Annotated in this window: 22 protein-coding genes; 16 read left to right on the forward strand and 6 right to left on the reverse strand. The window is 43.6% G+C overall.

The window, feature by feature from the left end; all coding sequences use genetic code 11:
- Window positions 1-2: 2 nt before the first annotated feature.
- The 10 genes from uraH to FQ083_RS06295 all read left to right on the forward strand — a co-directional run bounded on the left by uraH (window position 3) and on the right by FQ083_RS06295 (window position 10,298).
- Entirely contained in the window at window positions 3-371 is a 369-nt protein-coding gene (gene uraH, locus FQ083_RS06250) for a hydroxyisourate hydrolase (RefSeq protein ID WP_011514236.1), read from the forward strand.
- Window positions 372-583: 212 nt separating this feature from the next.
- Complete coding sequence (locus FQ083_RS06255; protein WP_149409243.1) at window positions 584-1,930, forward strand: urate hydroxylase PuuD; 1,347 nt, start codon at window positions 584-586, stop codon at window positions 1,928-1,930.
- A 146-nt stretch (window positions 1,931-2,076) separates the two neighbouring features.
- Entirely contained in the window at window positions 2,077-3,588 is a 1,512-nt protein-coding gene (locus FQ083_RS06260) for an NCS1 family nucleobase:cation symporter-1 (protein ID WP_149409244.1), read from the forward strand.
- Between the two features lie 100 nt (window positions 3,589-3,688).
- Window positions 3,689-4,669 (forward strand): allantoinase PuuE, encoded by a 981-nt coding sequence (puuE, locus tag FQ083_RS06265; RefSeq protein ID WP_011514239.1) that lies wholly within the window; start codon window positions 3,689-3,691, stop codon window positions 4,667-4,669.
- Between the two features lie 224 nt (window positions 4,670-4,893).
- Complete coding sequence (locus tag FQ083_RS06270) at window positions 4,894-5,436, forward strand: ureidoglycolate lyase (RefSeq protein WP_149409245.1); 543 nt, start codon at window positions 4,894-4,896, stop codon at window positions 5,434-5,436.
- Between the two features lie 114 nt (window positions 5,437-5,550).
- Window positions 5,551-6,387, forward strand: a complete 837-nt coding sequence (locus FQ083_RS06275) for a bifunctional allantoicase/(S)-ureidoglycine aminohydrolase (protein WP_149409246.1) — start codon at window positions 5,551-5,553, stop codon at window positions 6,385-6,387.
- 256 nt (window positions 6,388-6,643) lie between these two features.
- Complete coding sequence (locus tag FQ083_RS06280; RefSeq protein WP_011514242.1) at window positions 6,644-6,919, forward strand: Trp family transcriptional regulator; 276 nt, start codon at window positions 6,644-6,646, stop codon at window positions 6,917-6,919.
- A 61-nt stretch (window positions 6,920-6,980) separates the two neighbouring features.
- Complete coding sequence (locus FQ083_RS06285; protein WP_149409247.1) at window positions 6,981-8,399, forward strand: anthranilate synthase component I family protein; 1,419 nt, start codon at window positions 6,981-6,983, stop codon at window positions 8,397-8,399.
- 32 nt (window positions 8,400-8,431) lie between these two features.
- Window positions 8,432-9,079 (forward strand): anthranilate synthase component II, encoded by a 648-nt coding sequence (locus FQ083_RS06290; protein ID WP_020444099.1) that lies wholly within the window; start codon window positions 8,432-8,434, stop codon window positions 9,077-9,079.
- A gap of 271 nt (window positions 9,080-9,350) precedes the next feature.
- Window positions 9,351-10,298 carry a DMT family transporter gene (locus FQ083_RS06295; protein ID WP_149409248.1) on the forward strand — a complete coding sequence of 316 codons (948 nt, stop codon included), beginning with the start codon at window positions 9,351-9,353 and terminating at the stop codon, window positions 10,296-10,298.
- Window positions 10,299-10,409: 111 nt separating this feature from the next.
- On the opposite strand, the gene FQ083_RS06300 is transcribed toward FQ083_RS06295, so the two are convergent.
- From FQ083_RS06300 to FQ083_RS06315, 4 genes are all read right to left on the reverse strand, one after another.
- Window positions 10,410-11,153 carry an amino acid ABC transporter ATP-binding protein gene (locus FQ083_RS06300; protein ID WP_011514246.1) on the reverse strand — a complete coding sequence of 248 codons (744 nt, stop codon included), beginning with the start codon at window positions 11,151-11,153 and terminating at the stop codon, window positions 10,410-10,412.
- Between the two features lie 73 nt (window positions 11,154-11,226).
- Window positions 11,227-11,910, reverse strand: a complete 684-nt coding sequence (locus FQ083_RS06305) for an amino acid ABC transporter permease (protein ID WP_188004087.1) — start codon at window positions 11,908-11,910, stop codon at window positions 11,227-11,229.
- Window positions 11,911-11,963: 53 nt separating this feature from the next.
- A complete protein-coding gene (locus FQ083_RS06310) occupies window positions 11,964-12,800 on the reverse strand; it encodes an amino acid ABC transporter substrate-binding protein (protein WP_149409250.1) in 837 nt (278 codons plus the stop codon).
- 314 nt (window positions 12,801-13,114) lie between these two features.
- Window positions 13,115-13,879, reverse strand: a complete 765-nt coding sequence (locus FQ083_RS06315) for a UTRA domain-containing protein (protein WP_149409251.1) — start codon at window positions 13,877-13,879, stop codon at window positions 13,115-13,117.
- 269 nt (window positions 13,880-14,148) lie between these two features.
- Between FQ083_RS06315 and hutU the strand changes: the two genes are divergently transcribed.
- The 5 genes from hutU (at window position 14,149) to hutI (ending at window position 21,483) form a co-directional block, all read left to right on the forward strand.
- A complete protein-coding gene (gene hutU / locus FQ083_RS06320) occupies window positions 14,149-15,867 on the forward strand; it encodes a urocanate hydratase (protein ID WP_149409252.1) in 1,719 nt (572 codons plus the stop codon).
- 46 nt (window positions 15,868-15,913) lie between these two features.
- Entirely contained in the window at window positions 15,914-17,296 is a 1,383-nt protein-coding gene (locus FQ083_RS06325) for a YjiH family protein (protein ID WP_149409253.1), read from the forward strand.
- 90 nt (window positions 17,297-17,386) lie between these two features.
- A complete protein-coding gene (gene hutH, locus FQ083_RS06330; RefSeq protein WP_149409254.1) occupies window positions 17,387-18,949 on the forward strand; it encodes a histidine ammonia-lyase in 1,563 nt (520 codons plus the stop codon).
- Window positions 18,950-18,976: 27 nt separating this feature from the next.
- A complete protein-coding gene (hutG, locus tag FQ083_RS06335; RefSeq protein WP_149409255.1) occupies window positions 18,977-20,068 on the forward strand; it encodes a formimidoylglutamase in 1,092 nt (363 codons plus the stop codon).
- Window positions 20,069-20,145: 77 nt separating this feature from the next.
- The gene (hutI, locus tag FQ083_RS06340; RefSeq protein WP_149409256.1) at window positions 20,146-21,483 is read left to right on the forward strand and encodes an imidazolonepropionase; all 1,338 of its coding nucleotides are present in this window, start codon (window positions 20,146-20,148) and stop codon (window positions 21,481-21,483) included.
- A 274-nt stretch (window positions 21,484-21,757) separates the two neighbouring features.
- On the opposite strand, the gene gdhA is transcribed toward hutI, so the two are convergent.
- On the reverse strand, window positions 21,758-23,104 hold the full coding sequence (gdhA, locus tag FQ083_RS06345; RefSeq protein WP_149409257.1) for an NADP-specific glutamate dehydrogenase: 1,347 nt from the start codon (window positions 23,102-23,104) through the stop codon (window positions 21,758-21,760).
- A 408-nt stretch (window positions 23,105-23,512) separates the two neighbouring features.
- On the opposite strand from gdhA, the gene FQ083_RS06350 reads away from it, so the two are divergent.
- The gene (locus FQ083_RS06350; protein WP_149409258.1) at window positions 23,513-23,782 is read left to right on the forward strand and encodes a hypothetical protein; all 270 of its coding nucleotides are present in this window, start codon (window positions 23,513-23,515) and stop codon (window positions 23,780-23,782) included.
- 238 nt (window positions 23,783-24,020) lie between these two features.
- On the opposite strand, the gene FQ083_RS06355 is transcribed toward FQ083_RS06350, so the two are convergent.
- The gene (locus FQ083_RS06355; RefSeq protein WP_149409259.1) at window positions 24,021-24,584 is read right to left on the reverse strand and encodes a GNAT family N-acetyltransferase; all 564 of its coding nucleotides are present in this window, start codon (window positions 24,582-24,584) and stop codon (window positions 24,021-24,023) included.
- Window positions 24,585-24,835 lie beyond the last annotated feature (251 nt).

Genomic DNA, 24,835 nt, shown 5'->3' on the forward strand with positions numbered 1-24,835 from the left:
TTATGTCAGGTACTCTTTCATCACATATTTTAGACACCCATCTTGGCAAGCCTGCCGCTGACATCGCAGTGACGTTACATCGTATTAGTGCCAGTGGCGAGCCATCATTATTGGCAAACGGTGTCACCAACGCTGATGGTCGCGTGACGCCAGATAGCTGGGCATTTAACCCAGAAATTGATATTGCTGAGTATCATTTAGATATCGGTCGCTATACGCTGACCTTTGATACCCAAGCATATTTTGATACGCAAAACCTCACAGTATTTTATCCGCAAGTGGTCATCGATTTTATGATACAAGATAACGGTCACTACCATGTGCCGCTACTGCTTAGCGCACACGGCTACGGCACTTATCGCGGATCATGATTGATTCTATAGCTTTATGACTCGAAACCTTATAAAAACAAGGCTAAACGAGTGCTGGAAACTCTAAACACCTGACAATGAGGTCAGTGATTTAAGACCAAATGAATAATGCTGGTATCGCTACGTTGTATCACAATCTTTTATAATAACGAAGGTGAGCAAAAGTCGTTACGAGTTACCAAGATATAATAATATAAAAGGACATTGACAACATGGGTGCATATCTTCTCGATTGGCTAAGCTTATTTTTCCGCTGGTTTCACGTTATCGCTGGTGTAGCATGGATTGGCGCATCATTTTACTTTGTATGGCTAGATATGAGTCTTCAGAAGCCACCAGAATGGAAAGCCAAAAAAGGCATTTCAGGCGATCTTTGGGCAGTACATGGTGGTGGTTTCTATGAAATTGCCAAATACAAGCTCGAACCTGAAGAGATGCCAAAAACGCTGCATTGGTTTAAGTGGGAAGCCTATACCACATGGCTAACCGGTATGGCGATGCTCATTATCGTTTACTATATCAATGCCACGGCTTACTTGATTGATCCGAGCAAAGTTGACTTTGGTAGCAGCGTTGGTGCTATATCGACCAGTTTACTGTTCTTATTCGGTAGTTATTTTATTTATGAAGTCATTGTACGCAGCAATGTCGGCAAAAATAAACTGGCTTTTAGTATCACCATCTTTGTACTAATGATTATTGCCACTTGGGGTTCTTATCAGCTATTTAGTGATCGTGCATCTTTTATCCATGTCGGTGCCATTTTAGGTACTATCATGGCAGGTAACGTCTTCTTCGGTATTATGCCGGCTCAGCGCGCACTCGTAGATTGTGTACGCCGAGGCGTAAAACCAGGTCCAGAAGTAGCAGATTTGGCATTGATGGCCAGAAATCGCTCATTGATGAATAACTACTTTACCTTGCCGCTCATCTTTATCATGATTAGTAATCACTATCCAATGATGTATTCACATGCGCATGGTTGGTTGATATTGGTATTCATTGGTGTCATCACGGCAACAGCTCGTCATTACTTCAACGAAAAACACTTGGGTCGCCATAGACCAAAATTCTTAGTGATTCCTGCGATAGCAACCGTGCTATTGATTATCTGGATGCGTCCAGCACCTATCGAGCCATTACCAGTTTCTCCAATCAAGACGCCTGCTGTCACTGAAGTAGCACCGACAGATACACCGCCTGCTGCTGTCACTCAAGATACGAATACGGTAGCACCTGCTACTGCTACAGAGGCTGATTCCAATGTGGTTGCTGGCGGAACTGCCGCTACCGAAGTAGTACCTGTTGCTGCTTCAGCTGACGACGCTATCATGAAAGTAGTAGAAGCAAAATGTAGCGTTTGCCATGCGGCACAACCAACACAAGCTGGATTTAATGCGCCGCCAGCGGGTATTATTATCCAAACCCCTGCAGACATAAAAACTCATCAAGCTAAGATTGTGACTGCCGTACAAAGTGGTTATATGCCACTGGGTAATATCACTCAGCTGAGCGATGAAGAGCGCCAACAACTGGTCGCTTATGCTTCAGGGTTATAAATGAGCATTCTAGACAAAGAAGAGTAAACGCTGATCAAACAATTATCTTGACCAATGACCTAGACATCCTTAAAGTGTTAACAATAAACATTAATAAGTGTTAACAATGTTTATTTCGATTGATTCCAATCTAAAGGGAGAAAAGGATGTCCACTGCGAATAAGCAAGGAAGTCAGCTCAGTACTCAATCTAATAGCGCGCTCTATGATTGCAATACCTTTAATCCAGAACGCAAAAACTCAAGATTATATAATGAAGATCTTGCCCCACTACAGCCTGAACAGCGTAATTGGGGTTGGTTTGCGATATTTAATGTTTGGTCCAATGATATTCAGAGCTTATTCGGTTATACCTTAGCGGCCTCCTTATTTTTGAGTTATGGACTGAATGGGTGGTGGGTCATGGCAGCGATTATCTGCTCAGGATTCATCGTCATGCTGATGGTCAACTTAACTGGTAAACCCAGTGTCAAATATGGCATCCCTTTTCCAGTCTTGATACGTGCCAGCATGGGTATCAATGGCGCTAACTTACCTGCCATCTTACGCGCTATTATCGGTATCTTTTGGTACGGGGTGCAGACCTACTTTGCCTCAACTGCAGTTGCCATTTTGTTGACTATTGTCATAGGTAGCCCAGATACGAAATTTTTAGGCTTGAATAGTACCGCTTGGATTGCCTTTGTCATCGTTTGGGTATTTCAGATTTTACTGTTTTGGGCAGGCATCGAGCCGATCAAGCACTTTTTGAATTGGGCAGGACCGCTAGTCTATGTCGTTATGGTCATCCTGATGGCCGTCATCTGGTATCAATCAGGCTCTGAGTTGTTACCTGCGATTAACTCTATCTTCGCTAGTGGCAGCGATTATAGTGGAAATTCCATACAGGCATTTACTGCTATCGTCGGTACGATGGTTGCTTATTTCGCAGCAGTCGTCATAAACTTCGGTGATTTCTCACGATTTTTGCGTAGTGAGCGCGATATGCGCTTGGGTAACTTACTCGGTTTGCCGATTAACATGGTATTTTTCTCGTTCATCGCCTTGGTCATTACCGCTGGAACCCTAGTAATATTTGGCGAAGCATTGACCAATCCATCGGATATTGTTGATCGTGTGGATTCTCTACCCTTGACCATTATTGCAGCGCTGACCTTCTTTGCCGCAACCGTCGGTATCAATATGGTTGCAAACTTTATTCCCCCTGCTTACGATTTGGCTAACTTATTTCCTAAGCATATTAACTTTCGCATGGGCGGTTTAATTACTGCTGTTATCGCCTTTTTCGTTGGTGCATTGTGGCTATCATTCATCAGTAAGATCGGTATTGTCGGTTTTGTAAATACTATTGGTGCGGTTATCGCTCCATTCTTTGGTATCTTAGTCATCGATTATTACCTAATTAAACGTCAACATATCGATATGAATGACTTATTTTCCGCTCAACCAACTGGTGCTTATTACTACTACAAAGGCTGGAACATCCGTGCGCTTATCGCCTTTGCAATCGGCGCTTTATTCTCTATCGCCACGGTATTGATACCCGCACTGACTAAGCTTGAAGGTTATGGTTTCTTATTAGGCGCGGCAATAGGTGGCATCGTGTATTGGGTATTGATGCGCCCTTATGCAGTAGATCCTGACACCATAGTAGAATAAGGCAGTGAAGTCAGAAAGATGAAGTGCAATAGTAGAATAAAAAATAGTTATTACATTTCTAATAGATCTATTACTCTGTTTTTATAAAGGATAAAACACCATGAAAAAAAAGATAACCAGCGACTTTGATCAAGCCGCTTATCCACGCGATTTAAAAGGCTATGGCGACCATCCACCCAAAGCCAATTGGCCGGGCGGCGCTAAGATTGCCGTACAGTTTGTGCTAAATATCGAAGAAGGCGCAGAGAACAGTGTCTTGCATGGCGACGGTCAGTCAGAACGTTTTTTATCAGACGTTTTAGGTACGCCAGAATTTAACAACCGCCATCAGTCGATTGAATCCGCCTTTGAATATGGTAGCCGAGTGGGTGTTTGGCGCGTACTAGATACTTTTAAAGAATATGGTTTACCTATTACTACCTTTACTTGTGCAGCCGCTGCCGAAAAAACACCGCATATTGTCGAGCGCATTCTAGAAGATGGTCATGAGATTGCCAGTCACGGACTGCGCTGGATTACCTATCAATATATGTACCGCGAGACCGAGCGTGAACATGTACGCCGCGCCACTGAAATATTTGAGCGTATGGTCGGCAATCAGCCTCTTGGCTGGTATACCGGTCGCGATAGCCCAAATACTCGCGAGCTGGTCGCAGAACAAGGCGGCTACATTTATGACTCTGACTCTTATGCTGATGAGCTGCCGTACTGGCTCAATGTTAAAGTAGAAGAAGGCAACAAAATTGCTCGCAAACCGCATCTGGTCATTCCTTATACGCTTGAGACCAATGACATGCGTTTTTCTTCAAGTCCTGGGTTCACCAATGCTGAACCTTTTTATCAATACTTAAAAGACAGCTTTGACACTCTATATGAAGAAGGTCAAGACACTCCCAAGATGCTAACCATTGGTTTGCATTGCCGCATCATTGGTCGTGCTGGTCGCATTAAAGCGCTTAAACAGTTTTTACAATACATCACCAGTAAACCCGACGTTTGGATCTGCCGCCGCGATGAAATCGCTAAGCACTGGTATGAAAATCATCCAGCCACGGCTGATAACACCGCCAACTGGATGTAGCCGTAACAACAATCATAAGACGTATCATCATATTAATAAGCACGTACGTAGTAGCAACCACGTAAGCTAACGGATGATACGCTTGAGGTGGTAGATACCTGAGTGCTGTAATTGCTTAAAGACGACATCTTATGTCCGGTATTTTCTTATCTCAAATCGAGCTATAACTGAATAAATTGCTAGAACAAATAAATAATATTGCTAATTAATCTAAAGGTGAACTTATGAAAACCACAATCATTGCTAAACCTTTAACTAAAGCTGCTTTTGCGCCTTATGGCTCAGTGATTGAGCCTTATGATGATCAAGAAAAGTGCCCTGAAAACAGCTGGGATATCAATCGTGGCTTTGCCTGTCGTCATAATGCCATCTCAAAAGTCACTCATGATGGCGGAGAAGTCGGTTTTAGTATTTTCCGTACTAAAAGACGTGACTGCCCTATTACGTTATCGGTCATGGAATACCATCCATTTGGCACGCAAGCGTTCTTTTCTATGAATGGCACAGACTATATAGTCGTTGTGGCCAAAGCTGGCGATTCGCCTAAATCAGCTGATGATTTAGAAGTGTTTTATGCTCATTCGCATCAAGGTGTACAGTATGATGCCAATGTTTGGCATCATCCGCTACTGGCGCTAAAAGCGGATTGTGACTTTTTAGTGATTGATCGTATCAACGGCGAAGGTAACAATTGCCATGAATTCGAGATTGATGATTGGGAAGTTTGCATTGATATCTCTGTTGAGCAAGCTAAAAATCAGGCTTAATGGCTATCGTCAACTAACGAAGAATTATGCTAATGTCAGAGCATTAATCGCATAAAAAATCAAAGGTTCAGACACAAATTTATCGCGGCACCAAACCCCTAAGGAACACGAACCATGACAACAAAAAGTACTTATTACGCACCAACTGGCGGATTGCCTCCACAAACACAATTACTATCCGATCGTGCTATCTTCACCGAAGCTTATGCGATTATTCCTAAACGTGTACTAACCGACATCGTGATTAGTTATTTACCTTTTTGGACAGGCATGCGGATGTGGGTACTTGCCCGTCCTTTAAGCGGTTTTTCAGAAACCTTCTCGCAGTATATCGTCGAAGTAGCACCAAATGGCGGCTCAGAAAAACCTGAGCTAGATGCAAATGCCGAAGGCGTCGTATTCATCGTTGAAGGTGAAATGGACATGACGATTGAAGGCGTGTCGCATCATCTTGAAGCGGGTGGTTATGCATTTTTACCACCTGGCTGCAAATGGACGCTAAAGAACAATAGCGACAAGCATGTCAAATTCCATTGGATCCGTAAAGCCTATCAACACTGTGAAGGTATTGATGTGCCTGAAGCGTTTGTAACTAGCGATCACGATGTTGAAGCTATTGAGATGCCGGGTACTGATGGCGTATGGACAACCACCAGGTTTACCGAGCAGTCTGATATGCGTCACGACATGCATGTGAATATCGTGACGTTTCAACCAGGTGGCGTGATTCCATTTGATGAAACGCATGTTATGGAACATGGTTTGTATGTATTAGAAGGTAAAGCCGTCTATCACTTAAACGGTGAATGGGTAGAAGTTGAAGCAGGTGACTTTATGTGGTTACGCGCATTCTGCCCACAATCTTGTTACGCTGGTGGACCAGGTCCATTTAGATACTTACTATATAAAGATGTGAATAGACATATGCCGTTTATTCGCCCAGTAAAATAAGCAATATAAAGGCTTAGTCGTTCATTCGAATCTATCATTCATTGTTCTTTAGAACACCAGCAAAATTTTTAATAGTAAAGCCAGCTCATTACGATTAGCTGGCTTTTTATTTTTATGCTGAAGTTAATATTTTTAAACAGCGCTTTAATCAAGCAATGCTAAAACATTCATCACTTTACTTGTTTTTTATGTACTACTGTACTAGAATACTGAAACAAGATAGCCACTTACCTCTTTTTTATTAAGATTAAATATTATGAGCACTGACCCTTATCGTAGCTTGTTGACGCATTTAGCCCATTGCAATGACAGTAATGATATCGATGAGCTATTAACAGCGCTACTAACGACTAAAGAGCAACACGAGATTGCCAATCGCATCTGTATTTTTGATTTGCTCGAGCGTGGTATCACCCAGCGTGACATATCCGAACAGTTGGGCGTTGGCATCGCAACGGTCTCTCGTGGCGCCAAAGCCATGCAAATTCACGATGTAAGTGCACTGCTAGCCACCCACAGACAAGACAATTAACGCCAAGAATATTAGCTGAATTTATTTTATAAGACCTATTTGAATTACTTTGGACCTCGTTATGACCTCTCCTACACTACAATATGACCAGCCTGCTACTATTGATATTCCAAGCAAGCCGCAGCGGATAAAGCTGACGCAAGATATCGATTTTTTCGCGTTATTTAAACGCATTGAACGGGTTTTCGATACCTGTTATTTGCTCGAATCCTTGGGTGAAGACAGCCATATGTCACGTCACCATGCCATTGGTTTTGATCCGGTAATGACCATTGCTGCCATCGACCGCACTACCCTTGCCATTACCGATAATAAAACCGCTGAAACCAAAAATTATCAGACTGACAATCCTTATCAGCTTCTACGTACTATTACTCCGCAGCACGTTATTGCCCGTGAGCAAAGTGGCGGTCTTGTCGGCTATCTAGGCTACGACTGTGTCAATTTCTTTGAGCCAAGTCTCAATGCCAAGCCAAGCGATGATTTTGAACCTTTCAAATTTGGTGTCTATCTAGATGGCTTGACGCTTGACAAGATGACTGGTGAGATATTCTATTTTTATTACCCAACCGCTCAGCAAGACAATCGCATCGAGCAAATTAAAGCCTTACTTGATGTACCTATCCCAAGGTATAAACCGCCCACCGTAGAGTTTTTAGGTGATGGCATGAGTCAAGAAGAGCATGCTAAAGTCGTTATGCAAGTCAAAGAAGACATCATCTCTGGGCGTATTTTTCAATGTGAAGTCGGCTTTAAATCCAAATATCGTATTGCGGGCGATAAGATGCCAATTTATGAAAAGCTACGGGCAGTCAATCCATCACCGCATATGTATTTTATGAAATTTGCTCAGCAGTGCATCATAGGTGCCTCACCTGAATTGCTATTTCGCTTGCGTCAAGGAGAGATGGAGACCTATCCGCTCGCAGGTACAGCCAAGCGTGGCGTTGATGTTGCTGAAGACCGCAAACTTGCCCGTGCCCTACTGAATGATGCCAAAGAGATTGCCGAGCACAATATGCTGGTCGATTTGCATCGCAATGATATCGGACGCGTCGCACAATTTGGTACGGTAAAAGTGCGTAATTTGATGGATATCAAACGCTTCTCACACGTACAGCATATCTCCTCTGAAATCGTCGGTATTCTACATCCCGATGAGGATATGTTTAGCGCACTTGCCAGCAACTTCCCTGCTGGCACATTGTCAGGCGCACCAAAAGTTGAAGCGATAAAAGTGATTAATGAGCTTGAACCAGATGGTCGTGGTGCTTATGGCGGCGCATTAGGATCCTTTAACTTTAACGGCGATTGTATTTTTGCCATTCCTATTCGCAGCTTATTTATCAATGGTGAATCGGCCTATGCACAGACTTGTGGCGGCAATGTGTACGACTCCAATCCTGCTGATGAATATCTAGAAATCCAGCGTAAGCTTTCTGCTATGAAAGTGGTACTAGACAGCTTTATGAACCAATAACCACATATAATTTATCAAAGAGTTGGCTACCCATGAATGTTTTAATTATCGATAATTACGACTCATTTACCTTTAACCTTTATCAATATATCGGTGAGATCTTGCAGACGATGGACAGTGATAAACAAGCAAATGTCATCGTCAAGCGTAATAATGAAATCACCTTAGCAGACGTACAAGCGATGAGTCTTGACCGTATTATTATCTCACCCGGTCCTGGGTCACCTGATGATCCTGCCTATTTTGGCATTTGTGCCGAAGTGATTGAAGTGATGGGTAAAACGACGCCACTATTAGGCGTTTGCTTAGGCATGCAAGGCATTGCTCATGTATTTGGCGGTGACGTGATACGCGCCAGTGTGCCGATGCATGGTAAAGTTTCAGCCATTCGTCATGATAGTGCGGGCATTTATAACGATTTGCCACAGGAGTTAGAAATCATGCGCTATCACTCATTGATGGTACAAGCAGATACGCTACCAAATTGTTTGACTGTCACCGCAGTCGTCGCCAATGATGAACATAATGATTTAGATTTGACTGAATCGGCGCTGGCTGGTGATGAGATAATGGGTGTGCAGCACAAAGACTATCCGATTCAAGGCGTGCAGTTTCACCCAGAGTCATTTGCGACCGAAGGTGCCAAGCGTTTATTGACGAATTTTTTACTTCAGGTGTAAATCACGATGCTTAAGCTGGTTTGGAGGATATGAAGCTAAAGGGTAATAAGCTGAAGTGAAGCCTGCACCTAACTCAAATAAATTGCATTTTATGCCTAACTGACTTGTGTTAGTACTTAATTGACGCTTTAATGATAGACTGAAAAAACAAACAAAAGGCAGCCTTTAATCAGGTTGTCTTTTGTTATTTCAGCATATTATTAAGTAATGAGCCAGAAGGCTTGGACCGCTTATTCTTTGAACCTGGTAACAAATAAAAATAGAGAGCGATATGGCGCATACCGATAGCACAATGTCAGCACGGCAGTCATGGATAGGCACCATTCAAATCATTACAGCCGCTGTCTGCTGGGGTACTTTAGGGATATTCTCAACCTATCTCAACCAAATCGGCTTTAGTGGCTGGCAAACGACCATTTTACGTATCGTGACCGCCGCTCTTATTATCCTCGTTATGCTGCCAAAACTATGGCCACAGCTAATAAAGTTGCGTCCAAAACAGTGGCTCGGACTGGCACTACAGTCGTTGATTGGTGTACTCGGCATGTCGGTTTGCTATTTTTTTGCCGTTATCTATGTCGGTGCTGGTCCTGCCGTCGCCTTGCTATATACTGCGCCCGTTTTTAGCTTATTATTTTCAGCATTCTTACTTAATGAATCCATTACTCGGCAGTCAGCCCTACTGGCACTCATGGCAGTATTTGGTGTCGGCTTGACGATGTTAGGTGAGCAGGCGCAAGTCAACTGGGGTATTGCATTAGGTTTATTATCAGGCATATGTTATTCCCTATACGGGGTATTGGGTAAGCGCGCTATGCATGACGCGCACCCTGCTCCTTTAGTATTTTTTACCTCTATTATCATCAGTGCTGGCATACTGCTACTACTACCTGAAACCTATAACACTTATGGACAATTACTAACCTTACCCTTATCTACTTGGGGCTATGCATTAGGATTGTCTTTGATTGGAACCGTCGTACCCTTTGCACTTTATATGAAGGCATTAGAGAAGCTACCTGCCACCCGTGCATCAGTGTTTACTATCTTTGAGCCTCTAACCGCGATTGCTTTGGCAACGCTATTACTGCATCAATCATTATCTTGGATTCAATATGTTGGCGTCATACTCATTCTGCTAGCAGCCTTATTTAATGCTGTGCTAAATGGTACTACTACTCGCGTACCACGTTGGCTAGAAAGACGGCAAAGGGTTTAGTCGATATCCTATAATCACTTTTAATAGCCTTAGATTTCTTTCTGTTGAATCAAAAAAAAGCCCCTACTATGAATATAGTTGGGGCTTTTTATTTAGCATCTTTCAAACTTATTACTGTTCAATACGCTGTAAAAACGCTTGCGTACGCGGATGCTTAGAATCCTCGAATAACTGCTTAGCACTGCCCTCTTCGACAATTTTACCATCTTCAATCAAAACCACATGATCAGCGACATCGCGGGCAAAATTTATTTCATGAGTAACAACAACCATCGTCCAACCTTCTGATGCCAGCTGTTTCATGGTTTCAAGCACATCTTGTACTAGCTCAGGATCAAGCGCAGACGTTGGCTCATCGAATAGTAGTAAAGACGGCTCAATCGCCAATGCACGAGCAATACCAATACGCTGCTGCTGACCACCCGATAGCTGAAACGGATAGAGATCTGCCTTATCAGACAAACCCACTTTATCGAGTAATGCTAATGCCTGCTCGCGTGCTTGCGCTTTACTTTGCCCTTGTACCACCGTAGGTCCAAGCATTAAGTTTTCGATGGCTGTCTTATGTGGAAATAAATTATAAGATTGAAACACCATACCTGACTTACGTTGCAGCGCAAGTAAGGTTTTTTTCTTAGGTTTAGTGGCAAAATCGACCGTCAGGCTGCCATCATCAAAAGCGATGATACCTTGATCTGGAATTTCAAGCGCATTCAAACACCGCAAAAACGTCGTCTTACCAGAACCTGATGGTCCTAATATGACCACCACTTTGCCCTTTTCGATGGTCAAGTCGATACCTTTAAGCACTTGATTGCTCCCAAAGGCTTTATGAATATTGGTGACTTGAATCATAAGACGTCCACTTGCAAATTAAAAAACACATGGGTTAAAGGGGCGAGAAATATATCATGGGTTGATAGCGATATTATTTGGCAACATAACGATCAAGACGCGTTTCAAGCCTACCTTGGATAAAGGTCAAAAACAGACAAATACCCCAATAGATAACGGCCGCTTCGATATAGACCAACATAAACTCATAGTTACGCGCGGTGATAATCTGTGCTTGTTTAAACAGCTCAGTCACCAATACGAGCGATGCTAGCGAAGTATCTTTTACCAGACTGATAAAGGTATTAGATAGCGGCGGTACGGATACGCGTAGTGCCTGCGGCAAAATAACATGGCGAAAGGTCTGCAAATACGTCAAGCCGACAGTCGAACCGGCTTCCCACTGTCCTTTTGGAATAGACAAAATGGATGCGCGCACCGTCTCTGACGCATAAGCACCAATGTTGAGCGAAAAAGCGATAATTGCTGACGGAAAAGGATCAAGCTTGACCCCAACACTTGGTAACCCATAAAAGATAATAAACAGCTGTACCAGCATCGGCGTGCCGCGAATGGCAGACACATAGATGCGAGCAAGTCTATAGACAATCTCATGAACCCAACCAGCACGCGGCACAATACGAATCAGTGCCACGGTCAGCGCAATTGCCATACCGATCGCAAACGATATCAATGCCAGCGGTATCGAATAATAGATACCGCCTTTAAGCATCGGCCAAAATGAGTTGATGACAATCTGCGCCCGATCAGGACTCATAAACGGCAATAATGCCAATAAATCTGCTAACACTGACGTTATAGAAGCTAGCATTATTTTTGTTGACTTATATCAGCACCAAAGAATTCTTGGCTCAGTTTGGTGAGCGTTCCATCAGCGGCCAATGCTGCCATGGCTTCGTCTAATTTTGCCAATACCGCATCATCACCTTTTATCAACACCAAGCCCGAACCGGTTTGCTCACTGACAGGGGCCGTCAATTTAATCTCAAGCGCCGCATCTGGGAATTTTTTTAGATAATCCAAAATGGCAAGATTGTCATTCATGGTAAAGTCAGCGCGATCTTGTTTGACCAGCTGGATCGCTTGAGCCATACCATCAACAGGGATGACTTCAGCTTGATAACGCTCTGCAAGCTCACCATAGTTGCTGGTCAGTGATTGAGCGCTACGCAGACCTTTTAAAGCCTCCCACGAGCTATAACGGTTATCATCTTTTGGCGCTAAAACCACTGCGCCCGACCAGCTATACGCTTGCGCTTTATCATATTTTGCTAAACGCTCAGGCGTGGTCAAGCTGACTTGGTTGGCAACCATATCAAAACGCTTGGCGTCCAAACCTGCGAGCATTGCATCCCACTGGGTTTCTTGAAACTCAACTTTAACGCCAAGTTTGTCAGCAACGGCACGCGTCACTTCGACATCATAGCCGGTCAGTTTGCCGCTCTCATCATGATAAGTGAATGGAGGATAAGTGCCTTCGGTACCGACGTTGATAGTGCCGCCGTTATTGATACGCTGTAGCAAATCAGAACCGCCACTTGCAGCGGTATCAGTTGCCTTGATTTCAGCATCATTGGTAGGTGATTGACCACAAGCGGCAAGCAATACGGTACTTGCGGCAAGGGCTAAAAGCGTGCGACGTTTCATAAGACGTCCTTATCATAGTGAGTAAATAAAAGTGACTGAGTCAAATAAAGCAAAATATGTCCTGCCAATAAAATCGTACTGAAGAACAAGCAGATATCATCATAAATATCTGCTTGGTATTATTTGACTGTGACTGCTCAATTTGAGGATACACAGCATATTTTTCAATGCTGGTTTTATTTTATTCTTGAAAATTTGAGGCATTTTATGACAAATACTTATTCTAAATCTGCCCATTAAACATCTGCTCATGCGTATATTAACGCAATTTAGAAAGAATAAACGTACAAAAATAGTGAATATGCGTAAGGTTGTTATAGTTCCCCTGAAAACTGGTACCGCTCACCTGCATGCCACATTTTGACAAAAGTCAGTACTTGACCCGCTGAGTAAGTTTGACGACAAAGTACCAATGTAGGCGACTGCGCGGTAATCTGTAGTAACGCTGCAATCTCATCGGGTGCGGCTAGTGCTCGAATAGTATAGCTACCGCGCTCCAGTGGGCTTTTGGCAATGAGATAATCACTGGTATTGACCACGCTAAAATCTTGCTCGATAAACTCTGGAACCTTTAGAGCATCCACCCAGCGCTCTTCAAACTGTATCGGCTGACCATCCGCAAAATGGATAATCTTGACCTCATATAAAACAGCGGCTTCGCTATCAATACTTTTACCTTCTTTCGATTCAGAAGTTTCAACCACCTTCTCAAGACCAAATTTACGCCGTAGCTCATCGTTTAGCATAGCAGCAGTAATGCCACGCTTACTGACAACTTTTGCTTGATAATCACGATTGGCAGACTTTAAGTCTTGGGCAATATTACGCACTTCTACAAATGTATGATTAAACTGTTGCTGCGCAACAAACGTCCCCGACCCTTGCCGGCGCTCCAATACTCGCTCTTCGCTCAATTCTTTTAAAGCACGGTTGACCGTCATACGAGAGACACCAAACTCTTCTGCCAACGCCATTTCGGTAGAAATCGCATTGCCCGCCTGCCATTTACCTGAATGAATATTGTCCAATATCGCATTTTTAATGCGTTGATATGCTGGAATCGCCTTTATCGTATCCATTTTTAACCGTTAGTTTTACCAATAAGAATAGCGCCATAGTAACACGAGATAATCATACAAACCTCAGCAAAACCATATAGGAGCTGCACATTTGTCTAATCACTCACAAAAATAATGCTGCAACAAAGAAAAAAAACTTGCATGAAAAAATGATTCCTGATAATTTGTATATACAACTTTACGGCAGTATTAGTAAATTTAGCAAACTGACCGTACAAGACTCACTTTGATTGCCATATTGCCTCAACAGATATCACAAGGATATGATCATGACTACTGATAATGGATTGAACAAAACCCCCGAATATACTCGCCGTGACGAGAGTCGCAATATCGCGGCGCCAACTGGCAGTACGCTACACTGTAAGAGCTGGCTGACCGAAGCCCCTTATCGTATGTTACAAAACAACCTACATCCTGATGTGGCTGAAAATCCAAAGAGCTTGGTCGTCTATGGCGGTATCGGACGCGCAGCCCGTAATTGGGAAAGCTATGATCAAATTTTAGCGTCACTTAAAGAATTAGAAGACGATGAAACCTTATTGGTGCAATCTGGCAAACCAGTTGGCGTTTTTCAAACCCATGAAAATGCCCCGCGCGTATTAATCGCCAATTCCAACCTTGTACCGCGCTGGGCAACATGGGAGCATTTCAACGAGCTTGATCGTAAAGACTTGTTTATGTACGGTCAAATGACTGCGGGCAGCTGGATTTATATCGGCACTCAGGGCATCGTTCAAGGCACTTATGAAACCTTTGTCGAAGCTGGTCGTCAGCATTATGACGGTAGCTGGGCAGGACGTTGGATTTTGACTGCTGGCCTTGGTGGTATGGGCGGCGCGCAGCCACTAGCCGCGACCTTTGCTGGAGCCACCTCTTTAAACATCGAGTGTCAGCAGTCTAGTATTGATTTCCGTTTGCGTACGGGCTACGTCGATAAACAAGCTGACAATCTTGACCATGCCTATGAGCTGATTAAGCAACATACTGCCGCAGGTGAAGCCGTCTCAATCGCGCTACTTGGCAATGCAGCAGACATCTTGCCTGAGATGGTAAAGCGTGCCAATGCAGGCGAAATCAAACCTGATTTGGTTACTGATCAAACCTCCGCCCATGATTTGATTAATGGGTATCTACCAAGTGGCTGGACAGTAGAAGAATGGAAAGCTGCACAAGAAGATTCAGAGCAACATGCAGCATTAACCAAAGCTGCCGCTCAGTCTTGTGCCGTACACGTACAGGCGATGCTAGACTTGCAGGCAATGGACATTCCAACGACCGATTATGGCAATAATATCCGTCAGGTGGCGTTTGATGAAGGCGTAAAAAATGCCTTTAATTTCCCGGGTTTTGTCCCTGCGTATATTCGTCCGCTGTTTTGCCAAGGCAAAGGTCCCTTCCGCTGGGTCGCATTATCAGGTGATCCAGAAGATATCTATAAAACCGATCAAAAAATTAAAGAGCTGTTCCCTGAAAACCAACATATTCATCGCTGGCTTGATATGGCAAAAGAGCGCATTCAGTTCCAAGGTCTGCCAGCACGTATCTGTTGGTTAGGTCTAGGGGAGCGTGATAAAGCAGGTCTTGCCTTTAATGAGATGGTCAAAAACGGCGAGCTTAAAGGTCCTATCGTCATCGGTCGTGACCATTTGGATACCGGCTCTGTTGCTAGTCCAAACCGCGAAACAGAAAGTATGAAAGACGGCTCAGATGCGGTATCGGATTGGGCATTATTAAACGGTATGCTGAATGTCGCAGGCGGCGCTACTTGGGTATCATTGCATCATGGCGGCGGTGTTGGCATGGGTTACTCGCAGCACTCAGGTATGGTCATCGTCGCCGATGGTACTGATGCCGCAGCCAAGCGTTTAGCGCGAGTACTGGTCAACGATTGTGGTTCTGGCGTTATGCGTCATGCCGATGCTGGCTATGAGTTGGCGATTAAAACTGCCAAAGATTACGGTCTAAATCTTCCTATGATTAAGTAATTTTTCGTAGACCTGTAGATAACATAATTTTATCAAGGAAGATAATATGACCAAGCAAGATACCCTACAACTAGGGAAAACTGAGCAAGTTGCTAACACCGTGCCCGATACGACAACGCCAGAGACATTGCTGTCAAAACCCATTGCACTACTGCAACTGATTGTCTTTAGTATGATCGGTTTGGTGATGTTTTTTGTGCCATTTACCATTGGTGAAAAAAGCACGATTTTGTTCGACCATGGCGCAACTTATCTGGTCAATCAGCAACATACTTTATCTGTAACTTTGTTATTTATGCTGATGATATTTGGGGTAAGTAAACCGTTTATTGATGGTTCATGGCGCAAAAACATCACCCATAAAATCCTAACTGTCTTTAAAGTACTGGGACTGGTATTAGCTGTAATGTATATCACTGATAACGCTCCAGCCTTTATGATGGAAAAAGATATGCTGCCGTTTTTATTTGAAAAACTGGCGCTACCCGTTGGTATGATTGTGCCGCTTGGGGCTTTGATTCTGGCATTTTTAGTGGGTTTTGGTTTGCTTGAGATGGTTGGTGTGCTGATGCAGCCGATTATGAAACCTATCTGGAAAACGCCGGGCGCATCAGCGATTGATGCAGTTGCCTCTTTTGTTGGCAGTTATTCGATTGGGCTGCTAATTACCAATCGTGTGTATCTGCAAAAGCAATATTCTGCGCGTGAAGCCATTATCATTGCGACTGGTTTTTCAACTGTATCAGCTGCGTTTATGGTAATCGTTGCCAAAACACTGGGATTGATGGAATTTTGGAATCTGTTTTTTTGGTCAACGCTAGTGATTACCTTTATCGTCACTGCCATCACTGCCCGTATTCCACCAATTAGTCGGTTTGATAATAAGGTTGAGCGTCCAAATTTAGACTACAAAAGAGGCACGCGTCTAAAAGCGGCATATGAGCTAGGTTTGTCCACGTCACGCCGTGCATCAGATTTTAAACAAATTCTATGGACCAACTTTCGTGATGGCTTGACAATGGCAGCCGCTATTGTGCCCTCTATTATCGCCGTTGGACTCACTGGTTTATTATTGGCCAAGTACACGCCAGTATTTGACGCTTTAGGTTTACTGCTTTACCCCTTTACCTGGTTGGGCGGTTTGCCAGAGCCGCTCGTCGCTGCCAAAGGCATGTCTGCAGGATTGGCTGAGATGTTCTTACCCGCATTATTGCTCAGTGAAGCGGATATGTTGACCCGTTATGTCGCCGGCGTCATCTCTATTAGCAGTGTGCTGTTCTTTTCTGCCATGATTCCTTGTGTACTAGCAACTGAGATTCCTATCTCTGTTGGGAAAATGGTCATCGTTTGGTTCCAACGTGTAGCACTTAGTATCTTACTGGCAGCAGCTTTTGGACATTTGGCAATGTCTTTCGGCTGGATAAGTTAGGATAGATTGCACCTATTAATACAGGCACAACATCAATACTCCACCATATAATAAATACAGCTAATAACATTTAACCCTAGGATTACCACCATGACTGCTATCAAAAAATTAACCCTACAGCCACGTCAGCTTAGCTTTGAGATACTACGCGATATCTATGAGCAGCCCGTCATATTGACCTTGCCTGATAGCGCTTATGAGGCAATAGACGCCTCACACGAAGATGTACAAACGATTATCCGCCGCGATAAAAGCGCTTATGGTATCAATACCGGTTTTGGTCTGTTGGCAAAAACCCGTATCAGCGATGATCAGTTAGAACTATTACAGCGTAATCTTATCGTGTCTCACTCGGTGGGTACTGGTGAAGCATTACCAGCCAACGTGGTTCGACTGATTATGGTAATGAAGGTCACCAGTTTGGCACAAGGTGTTTCTGGCGTCCGCCGCGCCGTGGTCGACAGCTTACTGGGCTTAATTAATAACCAAATTACCCCAAACATCCCTGCCAAAGGCTCAGTTGGCGCTTCAGGAGATCTCGCACCTTTATCGCATATGACACTGGCGATGATGGGCGAAGGTCATGTTTATGTTGATGGTAACAAAGTACTGGCCGCTGATGCTTTAGCACAGCATGGTCTTGAGCCAATCACCCTTGCGGCAAAAGAAGGTCTTGCCCTGATTAACGGCACTCAAGTGTCTACCGCACTGGCACTACGGGGTTATTTCTTAGCACGTGATTTGCTTGAGACGGCAACCATCGTCGGCTCACTGTCTATCGATGCGGCTAAAGGCTCAGATGCGCCATTTGATGCGCGTATTCATGAAGTACGTGGTCATCATGGTCAAATTGAAATCGCCAAAGCACATCGTCAGCTCATTAAAGGCAGTGCCATTCGCGCCTCACACGATGGCGAGCAAGACGACAGAGTACAAGATCCTTACTGCCTGCGTTGCCAGCCGCAAGTGATGGGTGCATGCCTCGATATCATCAATCAAGCAGGCAAAACGCTATTGATTGAATCTAATGCTGTAACCGATAATCCACTTATCTTTAACAATGAAGACGGTCCAGTTGCCATCTCAGGTGGTAACTTCCATGCTGAGCCAGTGGCTTTTGCTGCTGATATTTTAGCTTTGGCCATTGCTGAGATTGGTTCTATGTCTGAGCGCCGTATCGCTTTGCTGATCGATGCTACTTTGTCAGGTGGTTTACCACCATTCTTAGTGGATAATGCTGGAGTCAACTCAGGCTTTATGATTGCCCATGTCACTGCAGCGGCGCTCGCCTCAGAGAATAAATCTATCGCCCATCCCGGTAGTGTCGACAGCATTCCAACTTCTGCCAATCAAGAAGATCATGTGTCGATGGCAACTTATTGCGCCCGTCGCTTATATGAGATGGCGCAAAATACCGCCACCATTATCGGTATTGAGCTCTTGGCTGCTGGTCAAGGTATCGACTTCCATCGTGGGTTAGAGACCTCAGAGCCTTTGACTATGGCACATCAGAAACTTCGCGAGCAAGTAACCTTTTATGATAAAGATCGCTATCTAGCCCCTGATATCGAAGCGGCCAAGCAGTTAGTATTAGACGGTACGCTTGCTGAGCATTGGCAGTCATTGCGTAGTAATTGGTACGACTCTAAATAAAGGCTGATTGCAAAAAGGAATCTGGCGATGACATCTCTAACAAATAAAGCAGCAAGCACGATTACCCATACAGAAGCCGTGAGCCACACGGTAGCTGATATGAGTCGCTGGACAGGACGTGCGGAGCCGTTTGAGACAGCTCGCGCTCGCTACTGGTATCAGTTGGCTCAGCCTTATGCCTTTGATAGCACCAGTCAGCAAAACGGCCAGCGTATTGGGCTGGTCGGTTTCGCTTGTGACCAAGGTGTCAGGCGCAATCAAGGACGTGTGGGCGCAAAAGCCGCACCGCCATTGATTCGTCAGGCGTTTGCTGCACTGCCAGTCATCGCTGAGCTACAGCAGCGCTTTGACAATCAACTGCCAACCTTACTGGGTGATGCGGGTGATATTCACTGCCATGATCATGATGAATTTGCCGCAAACATGCTAGAACAAGCACAACTCAATTATGCCGATAAGGTAAGCCAGATTATCAAGCAAGGCGGCTTACCCATCGGTCTTGGCGGTGGTCATGCTATTGCTTATGGTAGCTTTTTAGGATTGTGGCAAGCGCTACAGCAGACAGACACTAATAGTGATACAGATGCGCTACCGCGTATTGGCATTATCAATTTTGATGCGCATCTGGACATTCGTCAGTCTGATGTCGCTACCTCGGGTACGCCATTTCGACAAATTGCCGAGCATCTTGACGAGCAAGGTCAGCCATTTAATTATTGTTGTATTGGCGTCAGTCGTTTCTCTAACACTGCTGCGCTCTTTGATCGTGCTGAGCAATTGGGCGTGGATATCATCAGTGATGAAGATTGTACCAATAAAAAATGGAAGAAAATCGCAGCTCAAATTGCAGATTTTATCGAGAGCGTTGATATTATTTATTTAACCATTGATATGGATTGCTTACCATCAAGCGTCGTACCCGGCGTTAGTGCGCCAGCCGCCTACGGTATTGAGCTCAGTTTCGTTGAGCGCGCGGTCAAACTTATCTTGTCCTCTGGTAAGGTAAAAGTAGCCGATATTGCTGAGATTAACCCTACTTTTGATATTGATTCGCGTAGCTGCAAAGTTGCCGCTCGTCTTTTGGCTACTATTATCGAGCAGCATTTACTAAATTTATAGATAAAGGCTTATAAGTTTAACTTTAGAAATGAATTTTATATATTTACCTGATTATCAGTGTTAAGCAGGAGCTTATTATGAACAACTCTAGCGAACAGATACTTGACGACTCTATCAATACTACCGATGCTATGGATGACTTAACAACGTTTGACCATATTATTATCAATGCCAATCTTGCGACTTTTTCAGCGCAATATGGTTTCGATACTTATGCTAACAATAAAGACAGTATATCCGCAGCCGCAAAAAGCACGCCTTATGGTCAATTAGAAAACGCTGCTATCGGCATCAAAGACCGCAAAATTGCATGGATTGGGGCGCATACGCAAATAACACCCTATCTCACCCATTATCAGCGTCAGCAAATCACAGACGCTGATGGTCATTGGATAACGCCTGGATTGATAGATTGCCATACTCATATCGTCTATGGCGGCAACCGCAGCAATGAGTTTGAAGCGCGTCTACACGGTGCCAACTATCAAGATATTGCTGCCCAAGGTGGCGGTATTGTCTCAACAGTTCGTTCCACTCGCGAAGCCAATACCGAAGAATTGTTTGCACAGAGTGAAAAACGTCTGCTGGCGCTTATCAAAGAAGGTGTGACCAGTATCGAGATTAAATCTGGTTATGGACTAGACTTAGAAACTGAACGCAAAATGCTAAAAGTTGCCCGCGCACTCGGTGACAAACACAACATTCATGTCAGCACCACTTATTTAGCTGCTCATGCCTTACCACCTGAATACAAAGATCGTGTCGATGACTATATTGAGCAAGTTTGCCAGTGGTTACCAATCTTGCATAGCGAGGGCTTGGTCGATGCAGTCGATGGCTTTTGTGAAAACATTGCCTTTACTGCTGAGCAGATTAAGTGCGTCTTTGAAGTCGCACGCTCATTAAACTTACCAGTGAAACTGCATTCTGAACAACTATCAAATATAGGCGCTAGCGCCTTAGTTGCTGAATATCAAGGATTATCAAGCGACCATCTTGAGCACTTAGTAGAAGACGATATCAAAAAAATGGCAGCAAGTAATACGGTGGCTGTACTGTTGCCAGGCGCGTTTTATACCCTACGTGATACCAAGTTGCCACCGATCGAAGAACTGCGTAAACATCAAGTACCAATGGCAATTTCGACTGACTGTAATCCAGGTACCTCACCGCTGACCTCACTGCTATTAGCGATGAATATGGGCTGTACTCTGTTTTATTTAACTCCTGAAGAAGTCTTGTCAGGGGCAACGGTTCATGCTGCTCAAGCATTAGGTCTAACTTTTAAGGGGCGTATAGAAGTTGGCTGTGATGCGGATTTGGCGCTTTGGGATATCACTCGCCCTGCTGATTTAGCCTATCAAATGGGGCTAAATCCTATTGAAGGTATTATGGCTAAAGGTGAATGGCGCTAAACCTTATAGCCTCACCATTTTCTTTTAAATCGTAAAAAGCCCCAATCAATGAATGATTGGGGCTTTTGGTTTATGAAAAGAATTTATGACATTAACAACTTATGTCTTATAGTGAGTTCAATATAAAAGAGTTACGTTCAGAATAGCATTATGCTGGGATAAATTTCTCTCGCTTGCTGTGCGCTTCGCACTCCAGAGGCTTCGCAAAATTTATCCCAACAGTACTGTATTCTTTTTAAATTGAATCGACTGTAGTATGATCTATAAACCGTTCTTAGTTCAAGATACCATAAGCAACTAAGGCATCGGCAACACGTTTAAAGCCGACGATATTAGCGCCAGTCATATAATCGATATAACCTTTATCAGTTTGATGGTATTTTTCTGAGGCTTCAGCAGCGCCGTCATGAATATTTTTCATAATAACTTTTAAACGCGCATCAATCTCTTCAAAAGTTTTGTACTGACGTACTGAGTTCTGTGACATCTCAAGACCAGATACTGCCACGCCGCCTGCATTTGCCGCTTTACCTGGAGCATAGTGCACACGATGCAAGCGAATATGATCAATCGCTTCTGCAGTCAATGGCATATTAGCGCCTTCAACCACATACTTAATGCCGTTCTCAACCATCAGCTTGGCGTCGTCTTCATTCACTTCGTTTTGCGTGGCTGATGGAATAGCGATATCGCCTTTGATATGCCAAGGTTTTTGACCAGCGAACCATTCGCCACCATAGACCGCAACGTAATCTGCTAATGGTTGGCTTTTTGCTTTTTGCGCTTTTAACCAGTTGATTTTTTCTTGATTTAGACCCGTCTCATCATACAAGGTACCTTGCGAATCAGATACGGTGACCACAACACCGCCCAGCATATGAGCTTTTTCAGCAGCATGTAGAGAGACGTTACCCGCGCCTGAAACCAGTACTCGCTTACCATCTATGCGCTCATTTTGAGCCGTTAGCATATTTTCTAAGAAGTAAACCGCGCCATAGCCCGTCGCTTCCGTACGCATCAAACTGCCACCAAACCCTACGCCTTTACCAGTCAATACACCGCCGTATTCGCGGGTTAGGTTTTTATACATGGCAAACATATAGCTGATTTCGCGTCCGCTAACGCCGATATCACCTGCCGGTACATCCGTATCTTTATTGATATAGGGATGCAGCTCACGCATGAAAGCATAGCAAAAACGACGGATTTCGTTGTCTGACTTGCCCTTTGGATCAAAATCAGAACCACCTTTAGCGCCGCCCATTGGCAAACCGGTCAAGGCATTTTTAAAAATTTGCTCAAAACCTAAGAACTTTAAAACCGATTGATTGACGGTTGGGTGAAATCTAATACCGCCCTTATAAGGTCCTAACGCGTTACTAAATTGGACACGCCAGCCGCGATTTACTTGTACTTCGCCCTTATCGTTTTCCCAGTTGATACGGAAACCCATCACGCGGTCAGGCTCAACCAAGCGCTCAAAAACTTTGAAAGCATCATATTCAGGATGAGAGTCATATAGTGGCGCAATCGTGATTGCAACTTCTTTTACTGCCTGAATAAACTCAGGTTGATGGGCGTAACGTGCTTCGATTTTTTCGATTGCCTGACTGATACTCATATAGGTTCCTTAGGGTAGAAATTGTAATCGTGCTGATTTACACCGGCGCACTATCGCATACCCGAAAATGATAGGATGGTGAACACAGATGTAGGATTGATGTCGCTGCTATACGCTATTTGGTATGACAACTGGTGGGATTAGAATCCAAAGGTTTGGGTCGCTAAATTATGATAAAGAAGCCCAGACTATTTTTATCTCGTAATTGTATATCATTCTTTTGATGTATACGTCTAGTAAATATCGGCATCATCAAAAGTTATGGATAATTTTTTATCATTAAAATATCTGAAAATAGTGCGTAGTAAAAATTTAATAATTAAAAAAAAGGTGATTACTTCAGAAAGCTTTAGACGACTGAAGCAAATATTGAAGCATTTGCCTTTAACACTGAATGAATAATGAATAATGGTTTCATTAGCCCTATCAAAAGGCGTCGATGAAGAGCGCATTCGAGCTATGCAGCTTTTATTGTCACTGGGTGATCGTATTGGTCGCGAATTGGCTCGTGGTAGCACCGACCGTATTATGATTCAAGGTGTGAAAAACTATGTGATCATGACTTCATCAGGTTACAAGACTGCAATGAATATTAGGGCTAAACTGAATGATAAACTTGGCTCAATATTCTTAGATATTGAATGTGCTTTGGAGGCATTGATGAAATTAATGGGATAAGTGGTGTTAAAGGACCATCAACGCTGTTTGATACCTCATCTAGCTATCAATCGCTTTATCAATAACACTTTAAATGAAAATAGGCACCTTGTCTTATAAAAATTATTTAAGGCATTGCACACTGTTTATATGCAATGAGTCATTAGTACATTTAAATAATGGAAATAGCCATTCACAATGAGATGGTAATACATTAAGGTATTCTCTTCTGATGTGGCAACGCTCATTCTAAAGCTACTTAAACTGCCTGCCACTGCTGCCGAGTGATCTTATATAGCACATGTTCAGCGAGTAGATGATTTGACTCAAGTGCAGGATGATAAAAATTGTTTTGCGTATCAGTCATCCTGATACGCTTCATAAGCAGTTGAGAGCGCTTATTAATCACAGTAGTGAATGCAACCACCTCATCAAGCGCTAGCTCGCTGAAAGCAAAATCTAAAGACGCACGAGCAGCTTCAGTTGCATAGCCTTGTCCCCAAAACTCCTTACGCAGTCGCCAAGCAATCTCAACACAGGGAGCAAAAGACATATCAGCATGCGTCTGATTTAAGCCAACAAAACCAATAAAGGCATCATTTTTTTCTGAACCCTCTTTTAAACTGAGCGCCCAAAATCCCCAACCATTATCTTCAATCAGCTGCTGGCATTTACTCGCAATAATATCGCTCACTTTAGCTGATAAAAGCTTGGGGAAATACCTCATAACCTCTGGATCGGCATTCATAGCAGCAAATATTGCAAAATCGCTTGCTTGCCACTGTCTAAGATAAAGACGCTCTGTTTCTATATAAGGTTTCATTTGGTACTCTATAAAGCTCATTAAATTGCCTATTTACATAATTTCTCAAGCCATTCTTATGATGGCTACCCAGTTTAAGCCGCCATAATTAATAGTTGGCTTATGATTATGGCTGGTAGTTATCATTAGTAACTTATCCGCCATTGTAATCACCTAGCCTTTCTCTTAGTATCGTTTGATAAGTATCGTTTGATAAGTATCGTTTGATAAGTATTGTTTGATAAGTATCGCTTAATAAGCATATTGATTAC

Origin of the sequence: Psychrobacter sp. ANT_H59, from assembly GCF_008369225.1 — a bacterium.
Taxonomy (GTDB): Bacteria; Pseudomonadota; Gammaproteobacteria; order Pseudomonadales; family Moraxellaceae; genus Psychrobacter; species Psychrobacter cryohalolentis.

Excerpts from the sequence above, each read along its gene's own strand:
- uraH (WP_011514236.1), top strand. The coding sequence starts at position 3 with ATGTCAGGTACTCTTTCATCACATATTTTAGACACCCATCTTGGCAAG.
- FQ083_RS06255 (WP_149409243.1), top strand. The coding sequence starts at position 584 with ATGGGTGCATATCTTCTCGATTGGCTAAGCTTATTTTTCCGCTGGTTT.
- FQ083_RS06260 (WP_149409244.1), top strand. The coding sequence starts at position 2,077 with ATGTCCACTGCGAATAAGCAAGGAAGTCAGCTCAGTACTCAATCTAAT.
- puuE (WP_011514239.1), top strand. The coding sequence starts at position 3,689 with ATGAAAAAAAAGATAACCAGCGACTTTGATCAAGCCGCTTATCCACGC.
- FQ083_RS06270 (WP_149409245.1), top strand. The coding sequence starts at position 4,894 with ATGAAAACCACAATCATTGCTAAACCTTTAACTAAAGCTGCTTTTGCG.
- FQ083_RS06275 (WP_149409246.1), top strand. The coding sequence starts at position 5,551 with ATGACAACAAAAAGTACTTATTACGCACCAACTGGCGGATTGCCTCCA.
- FQ083_RS06280 (WP_011514242.1), top strand. The coding sequence starts at position 6,644 with ATGAGCACTGACCCTTATCGTAGCTTGTTGACGCATTTAGCCCATTGC.
- FQ083_RS06285 (WP_149409247.1), top strand. The coding sequence starts at position 6,981 with ATGACCTCTCCTACACTACAATATGACCAGCCTGCTACTATTGATATT.
- FQ083_RS06290 (WP_020444099.1), top strand. The coding sequence starts at position 8,432 with ATGAATGTTTTAATTATCGATAATTACGACTCATTTACCTTTAACCTT.
- FQ083_RS06295 (WP_149409248.1), top strand. The coding sequence starts at position 9,351 with ATGGCGCATACCGATAGCACAATGTCAGCACGGCAGTCATGGATAGGC.
- FQ083_RS06300 (WP_011514246.1), bottom strand. The coding sequence starts at position 11,153 with ATGATTCAAGTCACCAATATTCATAAAGCCTTTGGGAGCAATCAAGTG.
- FQ083_RS06305 (WP_188004087.1), bottom strand. The coding sequence starts at position 11,910 with ATGAGTCCTGATCGGGCGCAGATTGTCATCAACTCATTTTGGCCGATG.
- FQ083_RS06310 (WP_149409250.1), bottom strand. The coding sequence starts at position 12,800 with ATGAAACGTCGCACGCTTTTAGCCCTTGCCGCAAGTACCGTATTGCTT.
- FQ083_RS06315 (WP_149409251.1), bottom strand. The coding sequence starts at position 13,879 with ATGGATACGATAAAGGCGATTCCAGCATATCAACGCATTAAAAATGCG.
- hutU (WP_149409252.1), top strand. The coding sequence starts at position 14,149 with ATGACTACTGATAATGGATTGAACAAAACCCCCGAATATACTCGCCGT.
- FQ083_RS06325 (WP_149409253.1), top strand. The coding sequence starts at position 15,914 with ATGACCAAGCAAGATACCCTACAACTAGGGAAAACTGAGCAAGTTGCT.
- hutH (WP_149409254.1), top strand. The coding sequence starts at position 17,387 with ATGACTGCTATCAAAAAATTAACCCTACAGCCACGTCAGCTTAGCTTT.
- hutG (WP_149409255.1), top strand. The coding sequence starts at position 18,977 with ATGACATCTCTAACAAATAAAGCAGCAAGCACGATTACCCATACAGAA.
- hutI (WP_149409256.1), top strand. The coding sequence starts at position 20,146 with ATGAACAACTCTAGCGAACAGATACTTGACGACTCTATCAATACTACC.
- gdhA (WP_149409257.1), bottom strand. The coding sequence starts at position 23,104 with ATGAGTATCAGTCAGGCAATCGAAAAAATCGAAGCACGTTACGCCCAT.
- FQ083_RS06350 (WP_149409258.1), top strand. The coding sequence starts at position 23,513 with ATGGTTTCATTAGCCCTATCAAAAGGCGTCGATGAAGAGCGCATTCGA.
- FQ083_RS06355 (WP_149409259.1), bottom strand. The coding sequence starts at position 24,584 with ATGAAACCTTATATAGAAACAGAGCGTCTTTATCTTAGACAGTGGCAA.